Annotated in this window: 20 protein-coding genes; 10 read left to right on the top strand and 10 right to left on the bottom strand. The window is 65.7% G+C overall.

Annotated features, from left to right (window positions below; all coding sequences use genetic code 11):
* Window positions 1-271 precede the first annotated feature (271 nt).
* Complete coding sequence (gene infC, locus EJ070_RS08100) at window positions 272-808, bottom strand: translation initiation factor IF-3 (RefSeq protein WP_126090874.1); 537 nt, start codon at window positions 806-808, stop codon at window positions 272-274.
* A gap of 214 nt (window positions 809-1,022) precedes the next feature.
* Here infC and EJ070_RS08095 point away from each other — a divergent pair, with 214 nt between their 5' ends.
* The 4 genes from EJ070_RS08095 to EJ070_RS08080 all read left to right on the top strand — a co-directional run bounded on the left by EJ070_RS08095 (window position 1,023) and on the right by EJ070_RS08080 (window position 4,412).
* Entirely contained in the window at window positions 1,023-1,793 is a 771-nt protein-coding gene (locus EJ070_RS08095; protein ID WP_126090873.1) for an alpha/beta hydrolase, read from the top strand.
* Between the two features lie 3 nt (window positions 1,794-1,796).
* Window positions 1,797-2,966: a benzoate/H(+) symporter BenE family transporter gene (locus tag EJ070_RS08090; protein ID WP_348639595.1), complete on the top strand. Its 1,170-nt coding sequence runs from the start codon at window positions 1,797-1,799 to the stop codon at window positions 2,964-2,966.
* A gap of 84 nt (window positions 2,967-3,050) precedes the next feature.
* A complete protein-coding gene (locus EJ070_RS08085) occupies window positions 3,051-3,533 on the top strand; it encodes a DUF2852 domain-containing protein (protein ID WP_126090872.1) in 483 nt (160 codons plus the stop codon).
* 120 nt (window positions 3,534-3,653) lie between these two features.
* A complete protein-coding gene (locus tag EJ070_RS08080) occupies window positions 3,654-4,412 on the top strand; it encodes a M48 family metallopeptidase (protein ID WP_126090871.1) in 759 nt (252 codons plus the stop codon).
* Window positions 4,413-4,455: 43 nt separating this feature from the next.
* On the opposite strand, the gene EJ070_RS08075 is transcribed toward EJ070_RS08080, so the two are convergent.
* Complete coding sequence (locus EJ070_RS08075; RefSeq protein ID WP_126090870.1) at window positions 4,456-4,674, bottom strand: hypothetical protein; 219 nt, start codon at window positions 4,672-4,674, stop codon at window positions 4,456-4,458.
* 109 nt (window positions 4,675-4,783) lie between these two features.
* On the opposite strand from EJ070_RS08075, the gene EJ070_RS08070 reads away from it, so the two are divergent.
* The 6 genes from EJ070_RS08070 (at window position 4,784) to EJ070_RS08045 (ending at window position 10,419) form a co-directional block, all read left to right on the top strand.
* Window positions 4,784-5,443: a phosphoribosylanthranilate isomerase gene (locus EJ070_RS08070; RefSeq protein ID WP_126095679.1), complete on the top strand. Its 660-nt coding sequence runs from the start codon at window positions 4,784-4,786 to the stop codon at window positions 5,441-5,443.
* A 91-nt stretch (window positions 5,444-5,534) separates the two neighbouring features.
* On the top strand, window positions 5,535-6,755 hold the full coding sequence (gene trpB, locus EJ070_RS08065; protein ID WP_126090869.1) for a tryptophan synthase subunit beta: 1,221 nt from the start codon (window positions 5,535-5,537) through the stop codon (window positions 6,753-6,755).
* 2 nt (window positions 6,756-6,757) lie between these two features.
* A complete protein-coding gene (gene trpA, locus EJ070_RS08060) occupies window positions 6,758-7,597 on the top strand; it encodes a tryptophan synthase subunit alpha (protein WP_126090868.1) in 840 nt (279 codons plus the stop codon).
* Between the two features lie 38 nt (window positions 7,598-7,635).
* A complete protein-coding gene (accD, locus tag EJ070_RS08055; protein WP_126090867.1) occupies window positions 7,636-8,562 on the top strand; it encodes an acetyl-CoA carboxylase, carboxyltransferase subunit beta in 927 nt (308 codons plus the stop codon).
* A 62-nt stretch (window positions 8,563-8,624) separates the two neighbouring features.
* The gene (locus EJ070_RS08050) at window positions 8,625-9,950 is read left to right on the top strand and encodes a folylpolyglutamate synthase/dihydrofolate synthase family protein (RefSeq protein ID WP_126090866.1); all 1,326 of its coding nucleotides are present in this window, start codon (window positions 8,625-8,627) and stop codon (window positions 9,948-9,950) included.
* A 49-nt stretch (window positions 9,951-9,999) separates the two neighbouring features.
* On the top strand, window positions 10,000-10,419 hold the full coding sequence (locus tag EJ070_RS08045) for a VOC family protein (protein ID WP_126090865.1): 420 nt from the start codon (window positions 10,000-10,002) through the stop codon (window positions 10,417-10,419).
* A 15-nt stretch (window positions 10,420-10,434) separates the two neighbouring features.
* Here the strand turns inward: EJ070_RS08045 and EJ070_RS08040 are convergent, their stop codons facing one another.
* The 8 genes from EJ070_RS08040 to ahcY form a co-directional block, all read right to left on the bottom strand.
* Window positions 10,435-10,716, bottom strand: coding sequence for a cupin domain-containing protein (locus EJ070_RS08040; protein WP_126090864.1), 282 nt, complete (start codon window positions 10,714-10,716; stop codon window positions 10,435-10,437).
* A 130-nt stretch (window positions 10,717-10,846) separates the two neighbouring features.
* Window positions 10,847-11,170: a thioredoxin gene (gene trxA, locus EJ070_RS08035; protein WP_126090863.1), complete on the bottom strand. Its 324-nt coding sequence runs from the start codon at window positions 11,168-11,170 to the stop codon at window positions 10,847-10,849.
* Window positions 11,171-11,245: 75 nt separating this feature from the next.
* Window positions 11,246-14,758, bottom strand: coding sequence for a double-strand break repair helicase AddA (gene addA / locus EJ070_RS08030; RefSeq protein WP_126090862.1), 3,513 nt, complete (start codon window positions 14,756-14,758; stop codon window positions 11,246-11,248).
* Window positions 14,755-17,874, bottom strand: a complete 3,120-nt coding sequence (addB, locus tag EJ070_RS08025) for a double-strand break repair protein AddB (RefSeq protein WP_126090861.1) — start codon at window positions 17,872-17,874, stop codon at window positions 14,755-14,757. Before addB ends, addA begins: the two co-directional genes overlap by 4 nt.
* Window positions 17,871-18,593 (bottom strand): nucleotidyltransferase family protein, encoded by a 723-nt coding sequence (locus EJ070_RS08020; protein WP_126090860.1) that lies wholly within the window; start codon window positions 18,591-18,593, stop codon window positions 17,871-17,873. The genes addB and EJ070_RS08020 overlap by 4 nt, the downstream gene beginning before the upstream one ends.
* Entirely contained in the window at window positions 18,590-20,101 is a 1,512-nt protein-coding gene (gene tsaE / locus EJ070_RS08015; protein ID WP_126090859.1) for a tRNA (adenosine(37)-N6)-threonylcarbamoyltransferase complex ATPase subunit type 1 TsaE, read from the bottom strand. The genes EJ070_RS08020 and tsaE overlap by 4 nt, the downstream gene beginning before the upstream one ends.
* Window positions 20,102-20,107: 6 nt before the next feature.
* The gene (locus EJ070_RS08010; protein ID WP_126090858.1) at window positions 20,108-22,675 is read right to left on the bottom strand and encodes a PAS domain-containing sensor histidine kinase; all 2,568 of its coding nucleotides are present in this window, start codon (window positions 22,673-22,675) and stop codon (window positions 20,108-20,110) included.
* A 188-nt stretch (window positions 22,676-22,863) separates the two neighbouring features.
* Window positions 22,864-24,264 (bottom strand): adenosylhomocysteinase, encoded by a 1,401-nt coding sequence (gene ahcY, locus EJ070_RS08005; protein ID WP_126090857.1) that lies wholly within the window; start codon window positions 24,262-24,264, stop codon window positions 22,864-22,866.
* Window positions 24,265-24,500: the final 236 nt, after the last annotated feature.

Below are 24,500 nucleotides of genomic sequence, written 5' to 3'. Positions count from 1 at the left end.
GCCCCGCCGATCGTCGGGACGCCGTGCTCCGCAATTCAGGCGGATTTTAGAGCAATTCCAGGAAAAGTGCGTAGCGGTTTTCCGTCCGGAATTGCGCCGGAACAAAGAGATAGAGCGGTTCTGCGTTTCCGTGAAACGATGAACCGCTCGAAAGCACGATGCCGCGAGGGCCGGTCAATTCTGTTTCCCGAAGCGGTGATAGGCGCGGTCGATTTCGGGATCCGCGCCGGCAGGTATCGGAACAAGCAGGAAAGGCGCAGGCGCCCGCTCGTCAGCGGGGCGCCAGCACCATCATCATCTGGCGGCCTTCGAGCTTGGGCTCCGCCTCGACCTTGGCGATCGGCGCCACTTCCTCGCGGACCTTGTTCAGAAGCTGCATGCCGAGCTCCATATGCGCCATCTCGCGGCCGCGGAAGCGCAGCGTCAGCTTGACCTTGTCGCCCTCTTCGAAGAAGCGCCGCACGGCCTTCATCTTGGTCTCGTAGTCATGGCTGTCGATGTTCGGGCGCATCTTGATCTCCTTGATCTCGATGACCTTCTGGTTCTTGCGCGCTTCGGCCGCCTTCTTCTGGTTGGCGTATTTCAGCTTGCCGAGATCGAGGATTTTTACAACGGGCGGCTGCGCGTTTGGCGATATTTCGACGAGATCAAGCCCGGCCTCTTCGGCCAGGAGCAGCGCGTCATTGATGGAAACGTCGCCACGGTTGTTGCCTTCTGCGTCGATAAGCTGGACCCGGGGCACCCGGATGTCTCTATTGGAGCGCGGACCGTCCTTGGTGGGTGCCGCTGCTTTGAAAGGTCTGCGAATGGTCGTGGTCTCCTCGGCCGTTTCGTTCAGGGTTTCTTTAGATTCAACTATGTGGACGCGCTATGTGGTGAGCGCGCGGCCGGAGTCAATAGCACAGCCTTGTCAGGAAATCACCTCAAAGCTTGGCATTCCCTGCACCAAGCGAAGAAACGGCGCGAGCACTTTTCGGCGAACCACCGGTTGTGCCAAAAGACCGGCCGGGAAGGACAAGGTCATGAACGCCAGCACACCAGTTTTCATCGACGTCGCGGGCTCGAATATCGCCGTCAGGCAGGCGCCGGGTGCCGTGCCCGGCATCGTCTGGCTGGGCGGCTACAAGTCCGACATGCTGGGCACCAAAGCCGAAGCACTGTCGGCCTGGACGGCCCGCGAAGGCCGCGCCTATCTGCGCCACGACTATTCCGGCCACGGCGAATCCGGCGGCGATTTTGTCGACGGCACGATCTCGAAATGGCTGGCCGAGAGCCTCGCCGTCTTCCGCCGCTTCAGCAAAGGCAAGCAGATTCTGGTCGGCTCCTCGATGGGGGCTTGGATTGCGCTGCGCATGATTCAGGAACTGCGCAAGACGGGCGAGGATCGCGTGGCCGGCCTCGTGCTGCTTGCGCCGGCGCCGGACTTCACGATCGAGCTGATCGAACCGGTGCTGACCAAGGCGCAGAAGCGCGATCTTTCGAAAAAGGGATTTTTCGCCGAACCGTCCGACTATTCGGACGAGCCCTATATCTACACGCGCGCGCTGATCGAGGACGGCCGGGCGAACCGGGTGATGACCGGGCCGATCGACACCCACTGCCCCGTCCATATCCTGCAAGGCCTGGCCGATCCCGATGTGCCGTCCGGCCATGCACTGAAGCTCGCGGCGCTGCTGCCGGCCGACGACGTCACGCTGTCGCTGATCCCCGATGGCGACCATCGCCTGTCCCGCCCCGAGGATCTCGACATGCTCAAGCGCGCCGTCGGCGACATGGCCCGGCGGGTCGCCTGAACCATGCGGATTTCCATCCCGATATCCGCCTTCGTCGCGGCGGTCGTCGGCTTCGGCGGCACGTTGGCGATCGTCATCGCCGCCGCCAAGGCCGTCGGCGCCACCCAGATCGAGACCGCGAGCGGGGTGACGGCGATCTGCCTGGCCATGGCGATCGAATGCCTTTGGCTGTCCTGGCGCACGAAGATGCCGGTCATCACCGCATGGTCGACGCCCGGCCTCGCGCTGGTCGCGGCCTCCAGCGGCTTCACCATGCAGCAAGCGGTCGGCGCCTTCATCGTCACCGGCATCCTTTTGATCGCCACCGCCCTGTTCAAGCCGCTGACCCGGCTGATCGCGCAGATACCGGCCTCGGTCGCATCCGGCATGCTGGCCGGCATCCTGGTCAGCTTCGCCATCAATGCGGTCAAGGCCATTCCCGCCGATCCGTGGCTGATCCTGCCGCTGATCGCCGCCTTCTTCGTCATCCGGCTGTTCAACCCCGCGGTGTCGGTGCTGGTGGTGCTGATCGGCGGCGGCCTCGCAGCCTTCCTCACCGGCCGGGTCGGCGGCCTGCCGACGCCGGAATTGTCGACGCTGACCTTGATCGCGCCGCAGTTCACCGCCTCGGCCATCATCGGCCTGGCCTTGCCGCTCTACCTTGTCACCATGGCCTCGCAGAACCTGTCCGGTCTCGCCGTGCTGAAAGCGGCCGGCTACCATCCGGAGCCCGGCCCGCTGATCGGCGTAACCGGCCTGTTTTCGCTGCTCTCGGCGCCTTTTGGCGCCTCGACCACCAATCTGGCGGCGATCTCGGCGGCGCTCTGCACCGGTCCGGACGTCCATCCCGACCCCGCCGAGCGCTGGAAGACCGTTCTATGCACTCGCCTACCTGATCTTCGCCATCTTCGGCGCGTCGCTGGTGGCGATCTTCGCCGTCCTGCCGCCGAGCCTGATCGTGCTAGTCGCCGGCCTGGCGCTGATGGCGCCTCTCGCCAATGCGCTGTCGATAGCACTTCACGACGCGGCCGAGCGCATGCCGGCCACGGTCACCTTCGCGGTCACCGCCTCGGGGCTCACGCTTTTCGGCGTCGGCGCGGCGTTCTGGGGGCTGGTCGCCGGAATGGTCGTGCTTTTCCTGGAAAAACTCAAAAAGCGATAATCATTTCAGGCTCTTCGCCGGTTTTGGGCTGACTTGCCTTGAATCGCCGATTTCGCCTTCCCATTTCGATTCCACGCAGCCGGTTTGGCTGTCTCCAACGGAAGGATTGGGAGAAAATGAACACAACCGCATTGATCCGTCCGGCCTGGACGCCGGCGACCATCGCGCTGATGGTCATCGGCTTCATGGTGTTCTGGCCGCTCGGCTTCGCCATGCTCGCCTACATCATCTGGGGCGACCGGCTCGATGGCTTCAAGCGCGACGTCAACCGTGCCACCGACGGCATCTTCGCCGGCTGCCGCCGCGGCTCCGACAAGGCTGCCCGCTGGGGCCACGGCTCGTCCCGCACCGGCAACGTCGCCTTCGACGACTGGCGCGAGAAGGAACTCGAGCGCCTCGCCGAGGAGCGCCGCAAGCTCGACGAGATGCTGACCGAGTTCGACGAATATGCCCGCGAGCTGCGCCGCGCCAAGGACCAGGAAGAGTTCGACCGCTTCATGGCGAACCGCAGCAAGTCGACCGCGCCGACCACAACGAGCGATACGACCGGAAAAACCGCCCCGAAGCGCGGCAAGGGCACCAACCTGCTCGACGACTGAGACCAGGCGACAGGTCTCAGCTTGACACAACGGCGTCGCGTGAGCGGCGCCGTTTCTTTTTTGTTCTCCATGTGGCCTCACTCCTCTGGCCGTTTTCCTCGAATCGCGTATCGTCCAGCCATGACCCTCGGCTTCTTTCGCAACCTGACCAAGCCAAAGCCCAAGCCCGTCGTGGAGCGCGAGCATTGCGTCGCCGGCCGCACGCTGCCGCTCAAGATCGTCGAGAGCGCCAGGGCCCGGCGGCTGACGCTGCGCATCGATTCCGGCGGCCAGGGCCTGCGCATCACCGTGCCGCCCGGTCTGCGCCGTGGCGAGGTGGAGAAATTCCTCGACCGCCATCAGGACTGGCTGGAGCAGCGCCTGGCCAAGGTGCCGACACGTCCACAGGTAAGGCCGGGCATCAAGATTCCGGTTCGCGGCGTGCCGCACCGCATCGTCCATGAGCCGGCAAAGCGCGGCACCGTCACCGTCTCGCGCGACGAGCGTGGCCCGCTGCTGATCGTCCATGGCGAGCGCATCCACTTGCCGCGCCGCATTGCCGACCATCTGAAGCGCGAGGCCAAGCGCGAGATCGAGAAGCTGGTGGTCAAGCATACCGAGGCGATCGGCAAGCGCGCCAAGGCGATCCGGTACAAGGATACCTCCAGCCGCTGGGGGTCATGCACCTCGGAGGGCAATCTCTCCTTCTCGTGGCGCATCATGATGGCGCCGCCGCCGGTCATCAATTACCTGGTGGCGCATGAGGTGGCGCATCTGAAAGAGATGAACCACGGCCCGAAATTCTGGAAGCTGTGCGAAAAGCTCTGCCCCGACACCGACCGCTGCAAGGACTGGCTGAAGCGCAACGGCGGCGCCCTGCAGGCGATCGTGTTTGAGTAGGAAAACCGCCGGCGCGCCAGCCGGGTTTCAGGGCGCGGGCCGTTCAATCATCATTCGCCGCATTCAGCTCCTCCGGTTTCAGCCCCTCTTCGCCCTGATGCGGCCACGGCAGGAAATTCCGGTCGAAGGCGTCGCTGCCGAAATAGTCGAGCGCCCGGTGCGCCTCGGCGCCGTTGAAGTCGGACTTCTCCATCAGATGCGCGATCACCTCGCGCGCTTGCGCGATCTTCTGCCTGAGTTCGGCGACGGTCTGGTCGGCCATTTGTCTGCTCCCGCCTGCATTGCCTTAAATTCAAGTTAGCGCTTTCTGATCATCCGGCAACAGCATGCTTTTTCTCGACTCTCGCGGCTTTTCGTGCCAATCCCGCGCCATGACGCTCGACATCAAGATCTGCGGATTGAAGACCGACGCCGCGATGGCCGCTGCCCTTGCCGGCGGCGCGAACCATGTCGGCTTCATCTTCTTTGCCAAAAGCCCGCGCTTTGTCGATCCGGCCGAGGCCGGCCGTCTGCGCCAGGCTGCCAGCGGCAAGGCCAGGGCGGTCGCCGTCACCGTCGACGCCGACGATGCCTTCCTCGATGAGATCATCGCCAAGGTGCGGCCCGATATGCTGCAGCTTCACGGCGCCGAAACGCCGGAACGGGTGGCGGAGCTTAAAGGGCGCTATGGCCTGCCGGCGATGAAGGCGCTGCCGCTCAGCGAGGCTTCGGATCTCGGACGGATAAAGCCGTATATCGGTATCGCGGACCGGTTCCTGTTCGACGCCAAGCCGCCGAAGGGTTCGCAATTGCCGGGCGGCAACGGCGTCGCCTTCGACTGGCGCATCCTTGCCGGCCTTGACGGCGGCGTCGATTACATGCTTTCCGGAGGGCTCAACGCCGCCAATATCGGCGATGCCCTGAGACTGGCCAACCCGCCCGGAATAGACATCTCGTCCGGCGTGGAAAGCGCTCCGGGTGTCAAGGATCCGGCGCTGATCGAGCAGTTTTTTCGGGCCGTCAGGGCCGCGCGCGACGATCGCGCCGCCTGAGGAAGTTTTCAAACCCGAGCATGTCCCGGAAACGTGGGAACCGGTTTTCCGACAGGGACATGCTCAGAAGTTAAGACTCAGGAGATCGGCGATGAATAAGCCGGCTATGCCCAATTCCTTCCGCACCGGGCCCGACGAGCAAGGCATGTTCGGCATTTTCGGCGGCCGTTTCGTCGCCGAGACGCTGATGCCGCTGATCCTCGATCTCGAAGTGGAGTGGAACAAGGCCAAGAACGACCCGGAGTTCAAGGCCGAGCTGCAGAACCTGTCCACCCACTATGCCGGGCGGCCATCGAAGCTCTATTTCGCCGAGGGCCTCACAAAACATCTCGGCGGCGCCAAGGTCTATTTCAAGCGCGAGGACCTGAACCACACCGGCTCGCACAAGATCAACAACTGCCTCGGCCAGATCCTGCTCGCCAAGCGCATGGGCAAGAAGCGCATCATCGCCGAGACCGGCGCCGGCCAGCACGGCGTCGCCTCGGCCACCGTCGCGGCGCGCTTCGGCTATCCGTGTGTCGTCTACATGGGCGCCACCGACGTCGCCCGGCAGAGCCCGAACGTCTTCCGCATGAAGCTGCTCGGCGCCGAGGTGCGGCCGGTCACCGCCGGCCACGGCACGCTGAAGGACGCCATGAACGAGGCCCTGCGTGATTGGGTCACCAATGTCGAGGACACCTATTACCTGATCGGCACCGCCGCCGGCCCGCATCCCTATCCGGAGCTGGTGCGCGACTTCCAGTCCGTGATCGGCACCGAGGCGCGCGCCCAGATGCTCGAGCAGGAAGGCCGGCTGCCAGACACCATCATCGCCGCCGTTGGCGGCGGCTCCAACGCCATCGGCCTGTTCCATCCCTTCCTCGACGACAAGGAGGTTCGCATCATCGGCGTCGAGGCCGGCGGTCGCGGCCTCGACGGCGTCGAGCATTGCGCCTCGATGAACGCCGGCAAGCCGGGCGTGCTGCATGGCAACCGCACCTATCTGCTGCAGAATGCCGACGGCCAGATCCTCGATGGGCATTCGATCTCGGCCGGCCTCGACTATCCGGGCGTCGGGCCGGAGCATTCATGGCTGCGCGACACGGGCCGCGTCGAATATGTGCCGATCCTCGACGACGAGGCGCTGGAAGCCTTCCAACTGACGACCCGTGTCGAAGGCATCATCCCGGCGCTGGAGTCGGCGCACGCCATCGCCCACGCGATGAAGATCGTGCCGGCCATGGACAAGGACCAGATCGTCATCGTCAACCTGTCCGGCCGCGGCGACAAGGACGTGCATACGGTGGCCAAGATGCTGGGCATGGAGATCTGATGATGGCGACCCGCATTGACCGCCGCATGGCGAAGCTCAAGTCCGAGGGCCGTCCGGCTTTGGTCACCTATTTCATGGGCGGCGACCCGGACTACGCCACTTCTTTGGCCATCATGAAGGCACTGCCGGGCGCCGGCAGCGACATCATCGAGCTCGGCATGCCGTTTTCCGACCCGATGGCCGACGGCCCGGCCATCCAGGCGGCCGGCCTCAGGGCGCTGAAAGGCGGCCAGACGCTGGTCAAGACGCTGAAGATGGCGTCCGAATTCCGCGCCGGCGACGACGAGACGCCGATCGTGCTGATGGGCTATTACAATCCGATCTACATCTACGGCGTCGACCGCTTCCTTGCCGATGCCAAGGCGAGCGGCATCGACGGGCTGATCGTCGTCGACCTGCCGCCCGAGATGGACGAGGAACTCTGCATTCCGGCGCTGAAGGCCGGCATCAATTTCATCCGCCTGGCGACGCCGACCACCGACGACAAGCGTCTGCCCAAGGTGCTGCAGAACACCTCCGGCTTCGTCTATTACGTCTCGATGACCGGCATCACCGGCTCGGCCCTTGCCGACACGGCCAAGGTCGCGGCGGCGGTCAAGCGCATCAAGGGCCACACCGTGCTGCCGGTCTGCGTCGGCTTCGGCGTCAAGACCGCGGAGCAGGCCCGGGTGATCGGCGCTTCGGCCGACGGTGTCGTCGTCGGCACGGCGATCGTCAACGCGGTCGCCAATGTGCTCGGACCGAAGGGCGAGAAGACCGCCGATCCGGCCGAAGCCGTCGCCACTCTGGTCAGCGGCCTGGCCCAGGGCGTGCGCTCGGCCCGCCTTGCTGCGGCCGAATAGTCTTACTACGTCTACCTTCCAGGACAGGAGCCGAAGCCATGAACTGGATCACCAACTACGTTCGTCCGAAGATCAATTCGATGCTCGGCCGGCGCACCGACATGCCGGAAAACCTCTGGATCAAGGATCCCGAGACCGGCGAGATGATCTTCCACAAGGACCTCGAATCCAACCAGTTCGTCATCCCGGTCTCCGGCCACCACATGAAGATCTCGGCCAAGGAACGGCTGAAATATTTCTTCGACGATGGCAAATACGAGACGCTGGAAAACCCCAAGGTCGTCCAGGATCCGCTGAAGTTCCGCGATGAGAAGCGCTACACCGATCGCCTCAAGGAGGCTAAGGCCAAGACCGGCCTGGAGGACGCCATCCTCAACGCCGCCGGCACCATCGAAGGCCTGCCGGTCATCGTCACCGTGCAGGATTTCGCCTTCATGGGCGGCTCGCTCGGCATGGCGGCGGGCGATGCCATCGTCCACGCCTTCGAGGTCGCGCTGCAGCGCAGGCGACCGCTGATCCTGTTCGCCGCCTCCGGCGGCGCCCGCATGCAGGAAGGCATCCTCTCGCTGATGCAGTTGCCGCGCACCACGGTCGGCGTCGACCGGCTGAAGGAAGCCGGGCTGCCCTATATCGTCGTGCTCACCAACCCGACGACGGGCGGCGTCACCGCTTCCTACGCCATGCTGGGCGACGTTCACATCGCGGAGCCCGGCGCGCTGATCGGCTTTGCCGGCCCCCGCGTCATCGAGCAGACCATCCGCGAGAAACTGCCGGACGGCTTCCAGCGCTCCGAATATCTGATGGAGCACGGCATGGTCGACATGGTGGTCTCGCGCCTGGAGATGCGGCCGACCATCGCGCGGCTGCTGAAGATGCTGCTCAAGGTGCCGGAGGCTGAGAAGCCGGTCGAGCCGGAGATCCTGCCGCCGGCTGTCGTCAACGCAGAAGCGCGGCCGCAGGCCTGACGCGACGTCGTTCGCCGCGAACCGCGATTGCGCCCGGTACGTCGAGCGCCTAGGATTCCGCCATGACAACGCTCGCCGCCGACCGCGCAATCGAACATCTGATGACGCTCCACCCGAAAGGCTTCGACCTTTCGCTGGATCGTATCGCCCGCCTGCTCGAGCGCCTGGGCAATCCGCAGGACCGGCTGCCGCCGGTCATCCATATCGCCGGCACCAACGGCAAGGGCTCCTGCGCCGCCTTTTCGCGGGCACTGCTGGAGGCGGCGGGCCATCTCGTCCACGTGCATACCTCGCCGCATCTGGTGAACTGGCACGAGCGTTACCGGCTGGCGGCCGAGGGCGGCGGCAGGCTGGTCGCAGACAAGGTCTTTGCCGAGGCCATTGCGCGCGTCGCCAAGGCCAATCAGGGCCAGAAGATCACCGTCTTCGAGATCCTGACCGCCGTCACCTTCATTTTGTTTTCAGAGCATCCGGCCGAGGCTGCGATCATCGAGGTTGGACTGGGCGGCCGCTTCGACGCCACCAATGTCATCACGCGGCCTGCGGTTTCGGTGATCATGCCGGTGTCATTGGATCACGAAGCCTATCTCGGCGACCGCGTCGAGGTGATCGCCGCCGAAAAGGCCGGCATCATGAAGCGCGGCTGCCCGGTGGTGATCGGCGCACAGGAAAGCGAGACGGCGCTCGAGGTGCTGATCGAGACCGCCGAGCGGCTGGATTGCCCGACTGTCGTTTACGGTCAGGATTTCCTGGCCTTCGAGGAGAACGGCCGCATGGTCTATCAGGACGAGGACGGCCTGATGGACCTGCCGCTGCCGCGCCTGCCCGGACGCTATCAATTCGCCAATGCCGCTGCGGCGATCGCCGCAGTCAAGGCCGCAGGGTTCGAGATCGGCCACCGCGCTGCCGAAAAGGCGATGGCACAAGTCGCCTGGCCCGCCCGGATGCAGAAATTGTCGCAAGGCAAGCTGGTTGATCTGGCCCCCAAGGGTGCCGAGATCTGGCTCGACGGCGGCCACAATCCGGGTGCCGGCGTCGTCATCGCCGAGGCGCTGGCCGAGCAGGAAGAGAAGAACCCGCGCCCGCTGATCCTCATCTCCGGCATGATCAACACCAAGGACCAGAGCGGTTATTTCAGCGCCTTCAAGGGGCTTGCCCGCCATGTCTACACCGTGCCGGTGAGCAAGAGCGACGCCGGGGTGCCGAACGACGAGCTGGCGCTGCGCGCCGCCGACGCCGGCCTGTCGGCCGAGCCGGTCGGCTCCGTCGCCAATGCGCTGATGCTCCTGCGCGACACCTGGGACGGCCCGCCGCCGCGGATTCTCATCGGCGGCTCGCTCTATTTCGCCGGCGCGGTGCTGGACGAGAACGGCACGCCGCCGACCTGAAAATCAGGAAACAGGTGCGGATTTCGGCGGGGGCCGGAAGGAGCCGGTCATGATCAAGGTGAGGCAGCTCGCCCATGTCTGCATCTTCGCGAATGACCTGGAGGCGACGCGCCGCTTCTACCGGGACGTCCTCTGCATGGACACAAGGTTCAATTTCCTGCGCGACGGCAAGATCTTCGGCTTCTACCTCGATTGCGGCGGCCGCAGCCATGTCGAGGTGTTCGAGAAGAGCGAGGCCAGCTACAGCGAGCGCAACCAGATCAACCACTTCTGTCTCGAGGTGGAAGATATCGACGTGGCCATCGCTCACATCCGCTCGAAAGGCGTCGAGGTCACGCCGAAGAAGCTCGCCTGCGACGACACCTGGCAAGCATGGGTCAAAGACCCCAATGGGGTGAAGATCGAGCTGTTCGAATATACTGCAAAAAGCGCGCAATTCACCGGCGGCAATCGCGTCGCCGACTGGTGAGCCTGGTTTAACGACTCACTTCAGCTCGATCTCGATGAAGGCGTATTCGCCGTCATTGGCGTTGATGACGTCGTGCTCGACGCCTTCCTTGCGGAAATAGGGCGCGCCCTTTTTCATCTCGGCGAAGGATTCGCCGTCCTTGGTCAGAAGCTTCACCTTGCCGTCCATCAGCGGCACCACGACATAGTCGTGGCCGTGGCGATGCCAGCCGGTGTTGGCGCCCGGGGCGAAGCGGTATTCGGTGACGATGACCCGCTCATTGTCGACAAAGACGGTGGCCTTGGCTGTTCCGGTCATGGGACTCTCCTTTCCGCCAAGAAAAGGAGATGAGGCCCGCCGACGTCAGGGCCAGAGCGCCATCAGCGATGACGCCAAAGAAAAGCCCGGCGCGATTGGCCGGGCTTATTCGTCGAATCTTTGGATTGGCTCAGGCGAGGCTGCCGTTGATCCAGTGCGACAGCGCGGTCTTCGGCGCGGCGCCCACCTTCATGTCGGCCACTTCGCCGCCCTTGAAGATCATCAGCGTCGGGATAGAACGCACGCCGTACTGCGCGGCCAACTCGGGATTCTCGTCGATGTTGAGCTTGGCGACCTTGATCTTCGAGCCGAGCTCCTTGGCGATTTCTTCCAGTGACGGGCCGATCATCTTGCACGGACCGCACCACTCCGCCCAGAAATCCACCACAACCGGCTCCTTGGCGTTGAGCACATCGGCCTGGAAATTGCCCTTGTCGACCTTGACGGTGGCCATGCTGAAATCCTTTCGAAAACTCGGGGTTGCACCAAATGTGGTGGTTGTGGCGGTGATGTTCAAGCAGTTCTTGTGTCACGCTCCCGTGAGTCGGGCAAGGGCATCGTCCATGGCCTTTGCCGGCAGCTCGATCAACCGCGGCGCCTCGGTGAAGAGCAGCGCAGCCGTAACGTCGCGGCCTGGGTAGAGCGGCTTGAGCAGGGCGCGGTAGAGCGCAAGCTGCAGCACATAGGCCGGCGGTACTTCGGCCAGGCTCGCCGGCGCCGGCCGGTTGGTCTTGTAGTCGACGATCGAGACCTTTTCCGACGTGACGGCCAGCCGGTCGATCTTGCCGGAGATGGAGCGCAGCTTGCCCTTCACTTCCAGGCTGCCCATGACCGCGACTTCCGCCCGCGAGGACGGCGAAAACAGCGCGTCGAAACGGCCGTCGGAGAGGATGGAAGACACCGCCTCCAGCGCCTTGCCGCGCTCCCCCGCCGGCCAATCGGCGCCGGCGCGCGCCAGATAGCGCTGCGCGGCGTCCTTACGCTCGCCTTTGGCGACCGAAGGCAGCATCTGCAGCAATTTGTGCAGGGCCAGTCCGCGCATCACCGCGAAGCTAGGCTCGGCCTCGGCGTCGAGCACCGGCGAGCGCGTGTCGGGCAGGGCCTCGGTCGATTCGTCGATCAACGCGGAGGCGCCGGAGGGCGAAAGCGGCCGCGGCAGGTCCTCATAGGGCGGCAGCGGCCGGAACAGGTTTTCCGGCAACGGCTCCGCATGCTCGAATGGCGCTGCCTTCTCGCCCTCGGTCAACGCCATGGGCGGCAGCTTCGTCATATGGAAGCGATGCACGGCCACATCGGCCGTCGCCGGATGCCGGCGCTCCACGCTTTCCGGCGCGCCCAGCAGCGCCCGGCTGACGATCGAATGCCAGGTGCCGGTGCTGGGTTGCCGCTTGCCGTGATAGCCGCAGACGATCAGCCGGTCCTCGGCGCGCGTCATGCCGACATAAAGCAGCCGCCGGTATTCATCGTCGGCAAGCTCCCGCGCCCGCGCCGAGGCCGCCCGCGAAACGCCATTGGCGACGTCGCTGGCCGAGCGCCAGAGATAGCCCTTGCCCTTCCAATGTTGGCCCGAGCCTTCGAAGGCCATCAGTCGCGGCAGATGCTGGTCGTTGAATGGCGCCGAGCCGCCATCGACCAGGAAAACCACCGGCGCCTCCAGGCCTTTCGCGGCATGCACGGTCATGACGCGCACCTCGTCGCGCGTCTGGTCCATCTCGCGCTTGATCTCGGGGCCGCTGTTTTCCAGCGTCGAGAGGAAGGATTCCAGCCCCGGCAGGCCGGTGCGTTCCTCGGTCAGGCAGAAGCTCAGGAACTCGTCGAGGATGTCGCCGGCTTCCGGCCCGAGTCGCGCCTTCATCCTGCGGCGCACGTGGTCGCGCGCCAGCACAGCGGCATAGAATTCGAACACCGGCTTGAAGGCCACCTCGTTCGCCCAGCCATCGAGCCGGCTGACGATCGCGGACAGAGCCTCGTCTGCGGCCGCACGCTGCCTAAGCGATGCGATCAATGACTGGCCGGGCGGCCGCTCGCCGGCGAGCGCCAGCAGGGTCTCCTCGGAGACATCGAAGATCGGACTGCGCAGCACCGCGGCCAGGGACAGGTCGTCCTCCGGCTGGATCAGGAAATGGCCGAGCGCGATAAGATCCTGCACGGCGATATGGCCGGGCAGGCTAAGTCTATCGGCGCCGGCCACCGGGATCTGCCGGTTTTTCAGGCTGCGCGACAGCGCATGCACGAAGCGGTCACGCTTGCGCACCAGAACCAGGATGTCGCCGGCCGTCACCTTCCTTCCCTTGCCTTCGATGACCTCGCCGTTGCGCAGCCAGTCCTGGATGGTCGCCGCCACATGCTCCGCCACGCGCACGGCCGGCGCGCTGGCATGGTTGACCGGCAGGGTCCAGTCGTCGGGCTCCTCGACCGCATCAGCGCCGATCGAAGGCCACACCTCGACATAGCCCGGCGCGTCGGTGCGGATCGCCTTGTGGCTGAGCGGATCGGGGTCGTGGCTGATGCCGCGCCGCACACCTGGCTCGGCAAAGACGCAGTCGACGGCGGCAAGCACGTCGTCGCTCGAGCGGAACGACCAGGTGAGCTTGAGGTCGGCGAAGGCGGCCTCGGCGTCGCGCACGCGCCCGGCAAACAGAAGCCGGCTCTCGGCGAAGGAATCGGGCGCGGCTCCTTGAAAGGAATAGATCGACTGCTTTTCGTCGCCGACCGCGAACACCGTGCGCTTGACCGCCTCGCGCTGGCCGAGCCCGGCGAAGAACTCTTCCGTCAGCTTCTTCACCACTTCCCATTGATCGGGACTGGTGTCCTGCGCCTCGTCGAGCAGGATGTGATCGATGCCCTGGTCGAGCTTGAACTGCACCCACGGCCCGGCATCGGGCCGAGACAAGAGACTGACCGTGCGGGTGATCAGATCGTTGAAGTCGAGGAAGCCGCGGCCGCGCTTCAACTGCTCATAACGCGCGATCAGCCAGCCGGCGACGGTGAGCGCCGCCGCCGTGCCTTCGAGCATCCGGAACAGCGCCAGCCGGTCCGATACGTCGAGAATCGCCTTGGCTGTCGCGAGATAGCGCTCGGGCAGGTCCGGCAGCCGGTCGACCAGCGCCTTCTTGAAGATCTTGGGTGGGTCGTAGGGGTCGCCGTCGGCCTTGAGAAAGGCCTTTGCCAGGAGCCGCAACCGGCGGGTCGGGTCGACTTCGGCGAATGCGCCTCGTGCATAAGGGATAACGTTGTTCAGCACTTGCCGTGCTTCGGTAGCTTCGGCGGCATGCGCGAACTCTGCGAACTGGCCGGGCGCGAAGCCCGGCAGCGGCCAGATGGAAGCGGCGGTGCCGTCGGCCGTCTGGCCGGGTCCGAAGCCGAATTCGGCGAACAGCGGCCGGAAGTCCCGGCTCTTGCCGAGCTTGGCGATGAAGCCGCGCAATTCATCGCGCTTGCCGACGATTTCGGTGAGCAGCGCGTCGAGCCCGAATTCGCCGCCGCGCTCCAGGACCGTGGCAAAGGCCTCCGCCAGGCCTTCGACGCCGGCGCCGGCGCCCGAGATCATGTCGCGGCGGGCGTCCGCGAACAGCGAGGCCTCCATCTGCGGATCGAGCATCTCGAAATGCGCGGGGATGTTGGCTTCCAGTGGGAACTGGTGCAGCACCGATTCACAGAAGGCGTGGATGGTCTGGATCTTCAGCCCACCCGGCGTTTCCAGCGCCTCGGCGAACAGCCGGCGCGCGCGGCGCATGGTGTCGCGGTCGGCGCTGCGTCCGTCGAGCGCCGCGATCCTCGCCGCAAGCTCGGTGTCGGGCAACGCGGTCCATTCCGACAGGGTCGAGAATACGCGGTTCGACATGTTGGCGGCGGCCGCGCGCGTATAGGTCAGGCACAGGATCTTCGACGGATCGGTGCCGTTGAGCAAAAGCCGGATGACGCGCTGCGCCAGCACATGCGTCTTGCCCGAGCCGGCATTGGCCGAGACCCAGGCGGAATTTTGCGGGTCGGAGGCGCGCGCCTGGCTGGCGGCGGTATCGGAGGGGATCGGATATCTCATCCTTCCGCCTCGTCTTCGCTTGCGCCACCGGCCGACCATTCGAGCACGCGGGCCAGATGATCGTAGTCGCCGTCGGCCTCGCCCTCGCGGAACGGCAGCGCGCGCGACAGATAGCCGGTCGCAGGATCGGCATAGTGGAACAGCAGCCGCTCAAGCCGCGCCCAGGCTTCCTCGGCAAGCTCGTTGGCGGTCTTCGGCTTGCGGTTGTATTCGAGGATCGATTCCTCGAACACCTCGCCGTTGGGCTTCAGCCGCACGAAGGCAAGCTGCGAGGGCTCGCAAATGCCGAGCTCCTTGAAGGCGCCGCGTCTGAGCAGCGCGCCTTCGAGCGCGAGCTGCGGCGACAAGAGCGTATGCGCCTGCGCCTTCGAAGGCGAGGAGCCGGTCTTGTAGTCGAGGATATCGGCCATGCCGCCGGCGAGCAGGTCGACGCGGTCGGCATAGCCGGAGAGCGTGACGCCCGTGCGGCCCACGACTGTCTTCTCCGCGCGCTCCTCGGCGTAACGTTTGGCGACGGCCTCGGCGCGGGTATGCTCCCATTCGATGATGTTGGCGGCCAGCTTTTCGAAGCGCGGCCACCACACGGCCTCGATGTCGGGCGGAAGCGCTGCGTCGGCAAAGCAAGCGCGGCCGGCATCGACAAGCGCCGCCAGCGCGCCCGGACTTCTAGGATCCTCGACCCGGCGCGAGAACAGGTGCAGGATTTCGTGGAACAGCGTGCCGCGTTCGGCAGCACCCGGATCGCGGATCACCGGGTCGAGCGGCATCAGGTTGAGGATGCGCCGGGCATAGACCGCATAGGGGTCGCGGCGCAGCGTCTCGATCTCGGTGACCGAGAAATGCTGCGGCCTGAGCCGCAGCGGCGGCTTTGGCTGCGGGCGGGCCGCGAACTCCTGTTTCTCGCCGGCGTCGAGCGTGCGGGCCCAGGTCAGCAGCACATCGCCGCGCCGGCCAAGCGCCGCCGCCTGATCCTCGCCGATGAAGGTAAGGATGCGCTGCAGCCAGCGCGACGGCACCGCCGGTGCGTCACCCGATCGCGCCGAGCGCGTCAGCACTACCGTTTCAGCACCCATCGCCATCTGGAAATCATGTGCCGCAAGGCCGATGCGCCGCTCCGGCGGCTCGAGGTCGATACCGGTTTTCATAAGCCGCGACATGAAGCGGTCGCTCTCCGGCTTGCGCGGCCACACGCCTTCGTTGAGCCCGCCGATGACGAGCGTGTCGACGCTCTGCAGGCGGGCCTCCAGCGCGCCCCAGATGGCGATGTTGCGGTCGGTGCCTTGCGCCGGCTTGACCGTTTCCGGCGCGATCAGCGCTTCCATCACGTCCGGCCATTCGCCCGCGGCGAAGGTGAAGGGCGAGGAGGCGGCGACCAGCCCGCGCAACAGTTCCGCAAGTTTCTCGCCGGCATCACCGGCATAGAGTTCGCTCACGCTGCCGTCGGCCGCGCGGCCCAGGCCTTCAAGCGCCACGACGCTCGCCCGTGTCAGTGTTGCGATGTCCGCATCCTTCCCGCCGCGCATTGCCGTGAGCGGGGAGAGCGCGTCGGTAAGACGGCTAAGCATACCCCGTGCCTGCTCGATGCCGCGCACGGTGAGGCGCGGAAACCAGAAAGGGTGACGACGTTCGCCGCCGAGCCCAGCGAGCCGCGCCTCGAAGAGTTCGTCGAGTGTGACGACGTCAGGTCGGCCTGTCCCCCCGCGCAGCGCCACCAGTTCGACGAGCTCGGCTGCCCTGCGCACGGCCTGGCGTTCGAGGCCGAGGCCGAGCAGCGGATGCTTGAGCAGCGACAACAGGCCCACCGGATCGCCCGGCCGGAACGCGGCTTGCAGCGCGAGCCTGAGCAAGCTTGCCGCCGGCGTGTTGGCTAGTGGCATGCCGCCGGAATCGTCGGCGACGACGCCGAAGCGCAGAAGCTCGGCCGAGACCCGCCGCGCCAGCGCGCGGTCGCCGGTGACAAGCGCCGCGCGCTTGCCCGGCACGTCCACGGCTCGCTTCAGCGCGATCGCGATCGCCGCCGCTTCGTCGCGCTCGTTTGCCGCTTCCACCAGCGTGACGCCGCCCAGCGCCTGCTCGACATCGTTTGCCGCAAAACGTGGCCGCGTTTCCGTCCAGCGCTCGGTGGTTTCGGCCGGCCGCAGCGCTTCGCCGACAAGCGCGGCACGCAGCGAAAGGGCCCTCGTCGCCGTGCCGATTTCCTCGGCGTCACGGCGTTGGACGCCAATGCCGCGGATCAGCTTGGCGAGACCATATTGCGGGTGGCCGAGCGTCGCCGGACGCGCGCCGGGGGCCGTTATCGCGGCGAAGGACGCGTCGTCCAACTCGCGGTCGAGACCTGGCAACACAACGGCGCCGTTGGGCAGCCCTGCGATCACGGCGAGCAGTTCGGCGGTGGCCGGAATGGAGCCGGTCGAGCCGGCGGCGACCACCGGCCCGGCCGGCGGATTGCGCTTCAGCCGCGCCGCCTCCAGCCGGATCAGCGCGCTGCGGTGCGCGGCGGGATTGGAGCGGTTGCGTTCCTTGAGGAACTCCGGCCAGTTGTCGGTGACGATGCCGAGGAAGTCGAGCGTCACCTGCCACCAGCCGGCGAGGTTGCCGGTGACCAGCGTCGCAAGCTTGGCCCAGTCCGTGCCCTCGGTTTCGATCTCGTCCATCAGCCGTGCGAGGTCGCGCGCCAGCCAGATGGCGTCGGCGGCCGAGGTCGGCACGACGAATTCCTCGTTGAACCGCTCCCTGACATGCCCCGGCAGGCTTTCCTTCCAGGCGCGCACCAGCGGTGCCAGCAAAAGCAACCGCTCCTGCGCGGCGATCGGCGGCGCGAGGTCTACTGCCGGCGCTGCCTCGGCCTCGAAGGCGGCCTCGTCCTCGTCGAATTCGCCGAGCGGACGGACGGTCGGCAAAATGGCCGAGCGCCTGCCGAGCACGTCGACAAAGGCGCCGCGCAACGCGCGCGCCGCGCGCCGCGTCGGCACATAGATGGTGGCGTCGGCCAGCGCCAGCGGGTCGCCGTCGAAACGGAAACCGGGGATCAGGCGGCCGTCGAGCAACGCCTCCGCGAGCGTCGGCAGGAACGGCGCTCCGGGCGGGATGGAGAGGACGCGGCGCGAGCCGCTCATACCGCTTTCGCTAGCGCGCCGGCGACGGCCGCCTCGGCGGCCGGAATGGCGTCGGGCGTGCCGACGGTGATCCAACGGCCTCTCATCGCCATTCCGAACAGCCGGCCGGCGGCGATCGCCTTGTCGAAATAGACATTGAGAGAATGTGAGCCCGTCGGGGCGTCCTTGAAAATGCGCGGATGGATGATCGCCGCGCCGGCATAGATCAGGCCGGCCGGATCGCCCTTCGAGCGCCGCAAGGCACCGTCGGGCGCCACCAGAAAATCGGTGCCGACACAGTGTCCTGTCGCTGAGTCGAGATCGGTGAGCATCAGCAGAATATCCATTCTGGCAGCGTCCCATGCAAGGGCTAGGCGCTCGAGGCTGGGCTCGCCGCTGTCGATCCAGAAGGTGTCGGCATTGATGATGTAGAAGGGCTCGCTGCCCAGCAACGGTAACGCCTTGACGATGCCGCCCGCCGATTCCAGCAGGGCTTCGCGCTCGTCGGAAATGACGATCTTCGGTGCGCGCCTATGGGCGACATGGGCGATGATCTGCTCGGGCAGATAATGCACGTTGACGACGGCCTTGCCGACGCCGGCGGCTTCCAGGCTGTCCAGCCCCCAGTCGAGCAAGGTCTTGCCGGCGATCGTCACCAGCGGCTTCGGCATCGTGTCGGTGATCGGCCGCATGCGCTTGCCGAGCCCGGCGGCAAGCACCATCGCGGTCTTCGGCTTCATGGCGAGCGTTCCTCCAGCAGGCCGTGGGTCCTATAGAATTCCTTCAGGCTGCCGAGCGCCGGATGCGCCAGCGCCCGCCTCAGATAGTCGCGGATGCGCGGCAGGTGTTTTAGATAGTAAGGCTTGCCGTCGCGCTTTTCGAGCCGCACGAAAATGCCGAGGATCTTCGAATTGCGCTGCGCCGCCATGATCGCATAGGCCTCGGCGAACCCGGCTTCGTCGAACGGACCCGAGGCGCGCCGCGCGGCAACATAGGCCTCGACGGTCCGCCGCTCGATCGCGGGCGAGACGGTGACGCGCGCGTCCATGGCTAAAGAGGCGACGTCATAGGCGGCCGGACCGATCAGCGCGTCCTGGACGTCGACGATGCCGAGCCGGTCGAGGCCAGAGCGCTCTGCGCGCCAGATGATGTTGGGCGAATGGAAGTCGCGCAGCATCAGCGTATATTCTTGGCCCTCGAGCCGGTCGAGCAAGACGTTCCATTCCTTGTGATAGCCGGCTCGCAAGGCGTCGCTTGCCGGCTTGCCGGTAATCCACGGCACATACCAGTCGACCAAGAGGTCCGCCTCGATCAGCATGGCGTCGCGGTCGAAGGGCGGCACGTCGTGGAACACGCCGGGCGCGGCCTCCATGCGGTCTGGCCAGGCCTTGCCGTGCATCATGGCGAGCAGCTTTCCCGCTGCTTCGTAGCGTTCGGCGATGGGCTGGCCGTCGCTGCCGAGAAAACCTTCCGAGCCGAGATGCTCGATCAGCAAAAAGCCCTGGTCGAGGTCCTGCGCGTGGATCACCGGCACGCTGACGCCGCCGGCAAGCAGCGCCCGGTCGATGGCGACGAAGGCGGTGACGGATTGCGCCGTGTGGGCGATCACCGCATAGGGCTTGCCGTCGCGCACCGGCGGGCCGAGCACCAGCCGCGGCGAATTCATCAGCACGCGGGGCGCCTGACCGGGAAGCGAGACGATCTCGTAGGAGCGGGCGGAAGCGTCGCCGACGAAATGGCGGCGGCTCGCCTCACCCCATCCGGCGGCGGCCAGAAAATCGCGCATCGCGAGCGATCTCGCCACGCGCTCGAATGCGGGTCCCTGCCCGGAGATCCTTGCCGAGCGGCCAGTGCCTTTCTCGGCAAGCTCGACCTGGAGCGCGTTTGCCGGCAGCCGGTCTTCGGCCCGCTCCGGCCATTCGACCAGTGCAGCGCCTTGCGCCAGCGCGTCATCGAGGCCGAGCTCATCGAGCTCGTCCGGCGAGGAGAGGCGGTAAAGGTCGAAATGGTGCACGGGTATCCGCGTCTCGTAGCTCTGCACCAGCGTGAAGGTCGGGCTCGGCACTTCGAGGGCGGCATCGTCGGCAAGCGCCCGGATCAGGGCACGGGCCAGCGTCGACTTGCCGGCGCCGAGATCGCCCTTCAGCGCGATCGCGTCACCGGCGCGCAGCGCCATGGCGAGGTCTTCGCCAAGCCTTGCCGTCGCCGCCTCGTCGGCGAGAAAACGTTCCAGCGCAGTCTCTGCCAAAGCTTGCTACTCGGCCGCTTCACGGATGCCGCCCGACGGCGTGTCGGGGAAGGTGCAGATGACCGTGGTGCCCTTGTCCATGCCGGTCTCGATGCGCACGGTTCCGCCATGCAATTCGACAAAGCTCTTGACGATCGACAGTCCGAGCCCGGCGCCGCGCCGGCGGCCGCCATTGGCGCGCGGCTCGAAGCGGCGGAAGACCGATTCCAGCACGTCCGGCGGCATTCCGGGCCCGTCATCATGCACGGAGAATTCCACGCCTTCGGCGAGCTGGCGGCAGGTCAGCGTGATCGTGCTCGCCTCCGGCGCATAGTTCGCCGCATTGCTCAAGAGATTATAGAGGATCTGGCGGACACGGATCTCGTCGCCATGGAAGCTCTTCGGCGCCGATGCCGCGTCGACCCTGAGCTTGATCGAGTGCTCTTCCAGCCGGTCGGCGACCAGCTCGGCGGCCGCCGCGATGGTCCTGTCGATGCTCATTTCGGAAATGTCGAGCTGCATGATGCCGGCATCGACCGTCGCCAGGTCCAGTATGTCGTTGACGATGGTGAGCAGCACCGAGGACGACGAGCCGACATGCTCGACATATTCGCGCTGCTTCGGCGTCAGCGGTCCGGTCGAAGGCAGCGACAAGAGCTCGGTGAAGCCGATGATGTTGGTCAGCGGCGAGCGCAACTCGTAGGAGACATGCTGCACGAACTCGTTCTTCAACTGGTCCGATCTCTCCAGCGCCTCGTTCCTGTCCTTCAGCGCTCGCTCGACATTGACGGTGTCGGTGACGTCGACGAAGGTCATCATCACCTGCCCGTTGGGCAGATGGATCACGGCGTAGCTCAACACCGTGCCGTCGACAAGTTCGGTCTGACCATGGCGATCGCGGCGCTCGTCGTCGAAGCCGGTGATGGCGGCCACGAAACCGCCCCACGGACTGTCGGCCGCCCGCTGGTCGCAAAGGTCGCGGATCGCCGAGACATGCACGTTCGGCTTGATCGCGTCCGGCGCCAGCCCCCACAACGCGATGAAGGCGGGGTTGGACAGGCGAAGCCGGCCGTCCGGTCCGAACACCGCCACGCCCTCGGCGAGATTATCCAGCGTCTCGCCCTGCACCCGCACGGCGGTCCGGTAGCGGCTTTCGAGATCGATCTTCTCTGTCAGGTTCTCGAACACCCAGGTCACGCCGCCCTTGGGCTGCGGGTTGGCCACCACGCGGATCGTCTTGCCGTCCGGCAGGTGCCACCAATGCTCCTGCGATTCGACGGCGCGGTAGGCGCCGAGCAGGTTCTCCTTCCAGCGCCGCCATTCCGGCTGCTCGGCGATCTTGCCTTCGCTGCGCAGCCGGTCGAGCAGCAGGGCGTTGTCGGGGGCGCTGTGCAGGAAACCGCTGTCCAGGTTCCAGAGTTTCTGGAACGCCTGGTTGAAGAAGCGCAGCTTCTCGTCCGTGTCGAAGATCGCCACGGCCGTGTTGAGCTGGTCGAGCGTGTCGGCATGGCTGCGCACGGTCCGCTCATATTCGGCGCGGATCGTCTCGATGGCGCTGATGTCGCAGGCAAGGCCCGCCGAGCCGTCGGCGTCGGCGAAGTCGGTCACCGCGAACATGCGGCGGTCGCCCTCGATCACCGTCGACAAAGTCTGCTCGAAGACGGGGCGCGACTTGTGCTGCTCGGCTATCTGCTCGCGCGCCTGGCCGCCGAGAAATTCCTTGGCTTCGCGGACGGCAGCCTCGACGCTTCCCGCCTCCACCGCTTCGGCGTAGGCGCGGTTCACCCATTTCAGCCGCCCGTCGGCCGCGCGCAGCCATGCCGGCATCTTGAGCGCATCGAGCAGGCCGAGCATGGTGTCGTAGTCGGTGCCGAGCCGCTGGTTCTCGATCTTCAGCCGGGCCTGGTTGCGCAGCGTTTCCGACAGCGAGATGAAGCGTACCAGCACATGCGCGGCGCTCTTGCGGCCGTGCACTTCGAGCGGCATGCCCGCCTGCGTCTCGATGACGAGGTCGAAGGCCTTCGATCCGTCGCGCAGGGCGGCTATGGCATTCTCCAGCGCCGCGGCCGAACGCGGCATCAGCCAGCGGCCGAAGGCGAGGAAGGCGGACCTCTCATCGGGTGCGCCGCTTTCCAGCGGCAGGCTGCCGATGAGCTCCGGCTTCTTGTTCTCCGAGGTCCAGACGACGACGCGCTGGTCGCGCAGATTGAGCAGCGCGTCCGAGCGCTGAAGAGCCGCGTTCACGTCGGCGATCCGGGCTCTGAGCTCGACGTTTTGCGCCGCGGTGCGCGCCCGTTCGCGGATCAGGAAGATGGCGGAGACAAGTGCCGCGCCCATGACGCCGACGAACATGGCAAGCTGCATCACCTCGACGGTGCTGACCGCCGGTGCCGTCTTCTGCGCGATGCCTGTCTCGGCATGCGCCGCAAGGCCAAGCAGCGGGCCGGCAAGCGTGGAGGCGGCAAGAAGCGTGCCCAGGCGCGCGCCGGCGCGCCATCGAAAGCCTCCGCCTGACGCGGCGGAGCCGGTCTTGATCGAATCCTCGTGGCCGCCGGAAACGGCCGTTCCCGCGCGTGGCGGGTATTCCCCCGGCATGTCTTGGTCCTCTTCGCCGCTTGAATGCAAGACCGCCCTGAATGCGTCCCCGGCCCATCTGTCCCCGGACCGCGAATCACAACAATAACGCCTGCCGGAATCGGCGTGAAGAATCATGGGCGCAAAAAATGAAGCCGGGCGGAAAGTCAACACCCGGCTTCAATATATTGTAGATATTTTCGCTTTGGTTAATAGCGGTAGTGTTCCGGCTTGTATGGCCCCTGCGGCGTCACGCCGATATAGGCGGCCTGTTCGCCCGACAGCTCCGTGAGCTTGGCGCCGAGCTTGTCGAGATGCAGCCGCGCCACCTTCTCGTCGAGGTGCTTGGGCAGCACATAGACCTGGTTCTGATACTGGCCGTGCTTGGTGAAGAGTTCGATCTGCGCCAGCACCTGGTTGGTGAACGAGGCCGACATGACGAAGCTCGGATGGCCGGTGGCGTTGCCGAGGTTGAGCAGGCGGCCTTCCGACAGAAGGATCATCCGCTTGCCGTCCGGGAAGGTGATCAGGTCCACCTGCGGCTTGACGTTGGTCCATTTCAGGTTGCGCAACGACGCCACCTGGATCTCGTTGTCGAAGTGGCCGATGTTGCCGACGATCACCATGTCCTTCATCGCCCGCATATGGTCGAGCGTGACGACGTCCTTGTTGCCGGTGGTGGTGATGACGATGTCGGCGGTGGGCGCCGCGTCTTCCAGCGTGACGACCTCGAAGCCATCCATCGCCGCCTGCAGCGCGCAGATCGGGTCGACCTCGGTCACCTTGACTCGGGCGCCGGCGCCGCGCAGCGAGGCCGACGAGCCCTTGCCGACGTCGCCATAGCCGCAGACCACGGCGACCTTGCCGGCCATCATCGTGTCGGTGCCGCGCCGGATGCCGTCGACCAGCGATTCCTTGCAGCCGTACTTGTTGTCGAACTTCGACTTGGTGACGGAATCGTTGACGTTGATCGCCGGAAAGGGCAGCAGACCCTTCTTCTGCAACTGATAGAGACGGTTGACGCCGGTGGTCGTCTCCTCGGTGACGCCGCGGATCGCTTCCCTTTGTTTGGCGAAGAAGCCCGGCGAGGCTTTCATGCGCTTCTTGATCTGGGCAAACAGGATCTCTTCCTCTTCGCTGCCCGGATTGGACAGCACGTCCTCGCCCGCTTCGGCGCGGGCGCCGAGCAGGATGTACATCGTGGCGTCGCCGCCATCGTCGAGGATCATGTTGGAGGTACCGCCGTCGGCCCACTGGAAGATCCGGTCGGTGTAGTTCCAATAGTCCTCGAGCGATTCGCCCTTGATGGCGAAGACCGGAATGCCGGCCTCGGCGATCGCCGCCGCGGCATGGTCCTGGGTCGAGAAGATGTTGCAGGAGGCCCAGCGGATATCGGCGCCCAGCGCCTTCAGCGTCTCGATCAGCACCGCCGTCTGGATCGTCATGTGCAGCGAGCCGGTGATGCGCGCGCCCTTCAGCGGCTTCTTGTCGCCGAACTCCTCGCGGCAGGCCATCAGGCCCGGCATTTCGGTTTCGGCGATCTCGATCTCCTTGCGGCCCCAGCCGGCAAGCGAGATATCGGCGACCACATAGTCCTTGCTACCCGTCATGGCAGTGCTCCGGTGTGATTGTCTTCAAAAGCGCGCCGGCGCCGGGACGGCGCATGGAGGGGCGCGGATTGCCGGCCTGACTAGCAGATCGGCCGCCAAACGACAATGGGATATAAAGAAATCTTTATTCGTGCATGTCTTCAGGAAGCGCGAGATGGGAGGCCAGGGAACTAGTTCCCCCGACCAGGGATTTTGAAAGGTTGCCGTTCCGTGAAATCGGCGCAAACGCCGGGGAT

This window comes from Mesorhizobium sp. M1E.F.Ca.ET.045.02.1.1 (genome assembly GCF_003952485.1).
GTDB lineage: Bacteria > Pseudomonadota > Alphaproteobacteria > Rhizobiales > Rhizobiaceae > Mesorhizobium.
The sequence above is the reverse complement of the archived record's forward strand: the minus strand, read 5'-3'. Positions and strand labels throughout refer to the sequence as shown.

What these genes read in the sequence shown, in the direction of transcription:
- EJ070_RS08095 (WP_126090873.1), top strand. Translation starts at nt 1,023, where the DNA reads ATGAACGCCAGCACACCAGTTTTCATCGACGTCGCGGGCTCGAATATC.
- EJ070_RS08090 (WP_348639595.1), top strand. Translation starts at nt 1,797, where the DNA reads ATGCGGATTTCCATCCCGATATCCGCCTTCGTCGCGGCGGTCGTCGGC.
- EJ070_RS08085 (WP_126090872.1), top strand. Translation starts at nt 3,051, where the DNA reads ATGAACACAACCGCATTGATCCGTCCGGCCTGGACGCCGGCGACCATC.
- EJ070_RS08080 (WP_126090871.1), top strand. Translation starts at nt 3,654, where the DNA reads ATGACCCTCGGCTTCTTTCGCAACCTGACCAAGCCAAAGCCCAAGCCC.
- EJ070_RS08075 (WP_126090870.1), bottom strand. Translation starts at nt 4,674, where the DNA reads ATGGCCGACCAGACCGTCGCCGAACTCAGGCAGAAGATCGCGCAAGCG.
- EJ070_RS08070 (WP_126095679.1), top strand. Translation starts at nt 4,784, where the DNA reads ATGACGCTCGACATCAAGATCTGCGGATTGAAGACCGACGCCGCGATG.
- trpB (WP_126090869.1), top strand. Translation starts at nt 5,535, where the DNA reads ATGAATAAGCCGGCTATGCCCAATTCCTTCCGCACCGGGCCCGACGAG.
- trpA (WP_126090868.1), top strand. Translation starts at nt 6,758, where the DNA reads ATGGCGACCCGCATTGACCGCCGCATGGCGAAGCTCAAGTCCGAGGGC.
- accD (WP_126090867.1), top strand. Translation starts at nt 7,636, where the DNA reads ATGAACTGGATCACCAACTACGTTCGTCCGAAGATCAATTCGATGCTC.
- EJ070_RS08050 (WP_126090866.1), top strand. Translation starts at nt 8,625, where the DNA reads ATGACAACGCTCGCCGCCGACCGCGCAATCGAACATCTGATGACGCTC.
- EJ070_RS08045 (WP_126090865.1), top strand. Translation starts at nt 10,000, where the DNA reads ATGATCAAGGTGAGGCAGCTCGCCCATGTCTGCATCTTCGCGAATGAC.
- EJ070_RS08040 (WP_126090864.1), bottom strand. Translation starts at nt 10,716, where the DNA reads ATGACCGGAACAGCCAAGGCCACCGTCTTTGTCGACAATGAGCGGGTC.
- trxA (WP_126090863.1), bottom strand. Translation starts at nt 11,170, where the DNA reads ATGGCCACCGTCAAGGTCGACAAGGGCAATTTCCAGGCCGATGTGCTC.
- addA (WP_126090862.1), bottom strand. Translation starts at nt 14,758, where the DNA reads ATGAGATATCCGATCCCCTCCGATACCGCCGCCAGCCAGGCGCGCGCC.
- addB (WP_126090861.1), bottom strand. Translation starts at nt 17,874, where the DNA reads ATGAGCGGCTCGCGCCGCGTCCTCTCCATCCCGCCCGGAGCGCCGTTC.
- EJ070_RS08020 (WP_126090860.1), bottom strand. Translation starts at nt 18,593, where the DNA reads ATGAAGCCGAAGACCGCGATGGTGCTTGCCGCCGGGCTCGGCAAGCGC.
- EJ070_RS08010 (WP_126090858.1), bottom strand. Translation starts at nt 22,675, where the DNA reads ATGCCGGGGGAATACCCGCCACGCGCGGGAACGGCCGTTTCCGGCGGC.
- ahcY (WP_126090857.1), bottom strand. Translation starts at nt 24,264, where the DNA reads ATGACGGGTAGCAAGGACTATGTGGTCGCCGATATCTCGCTTGCCGGC.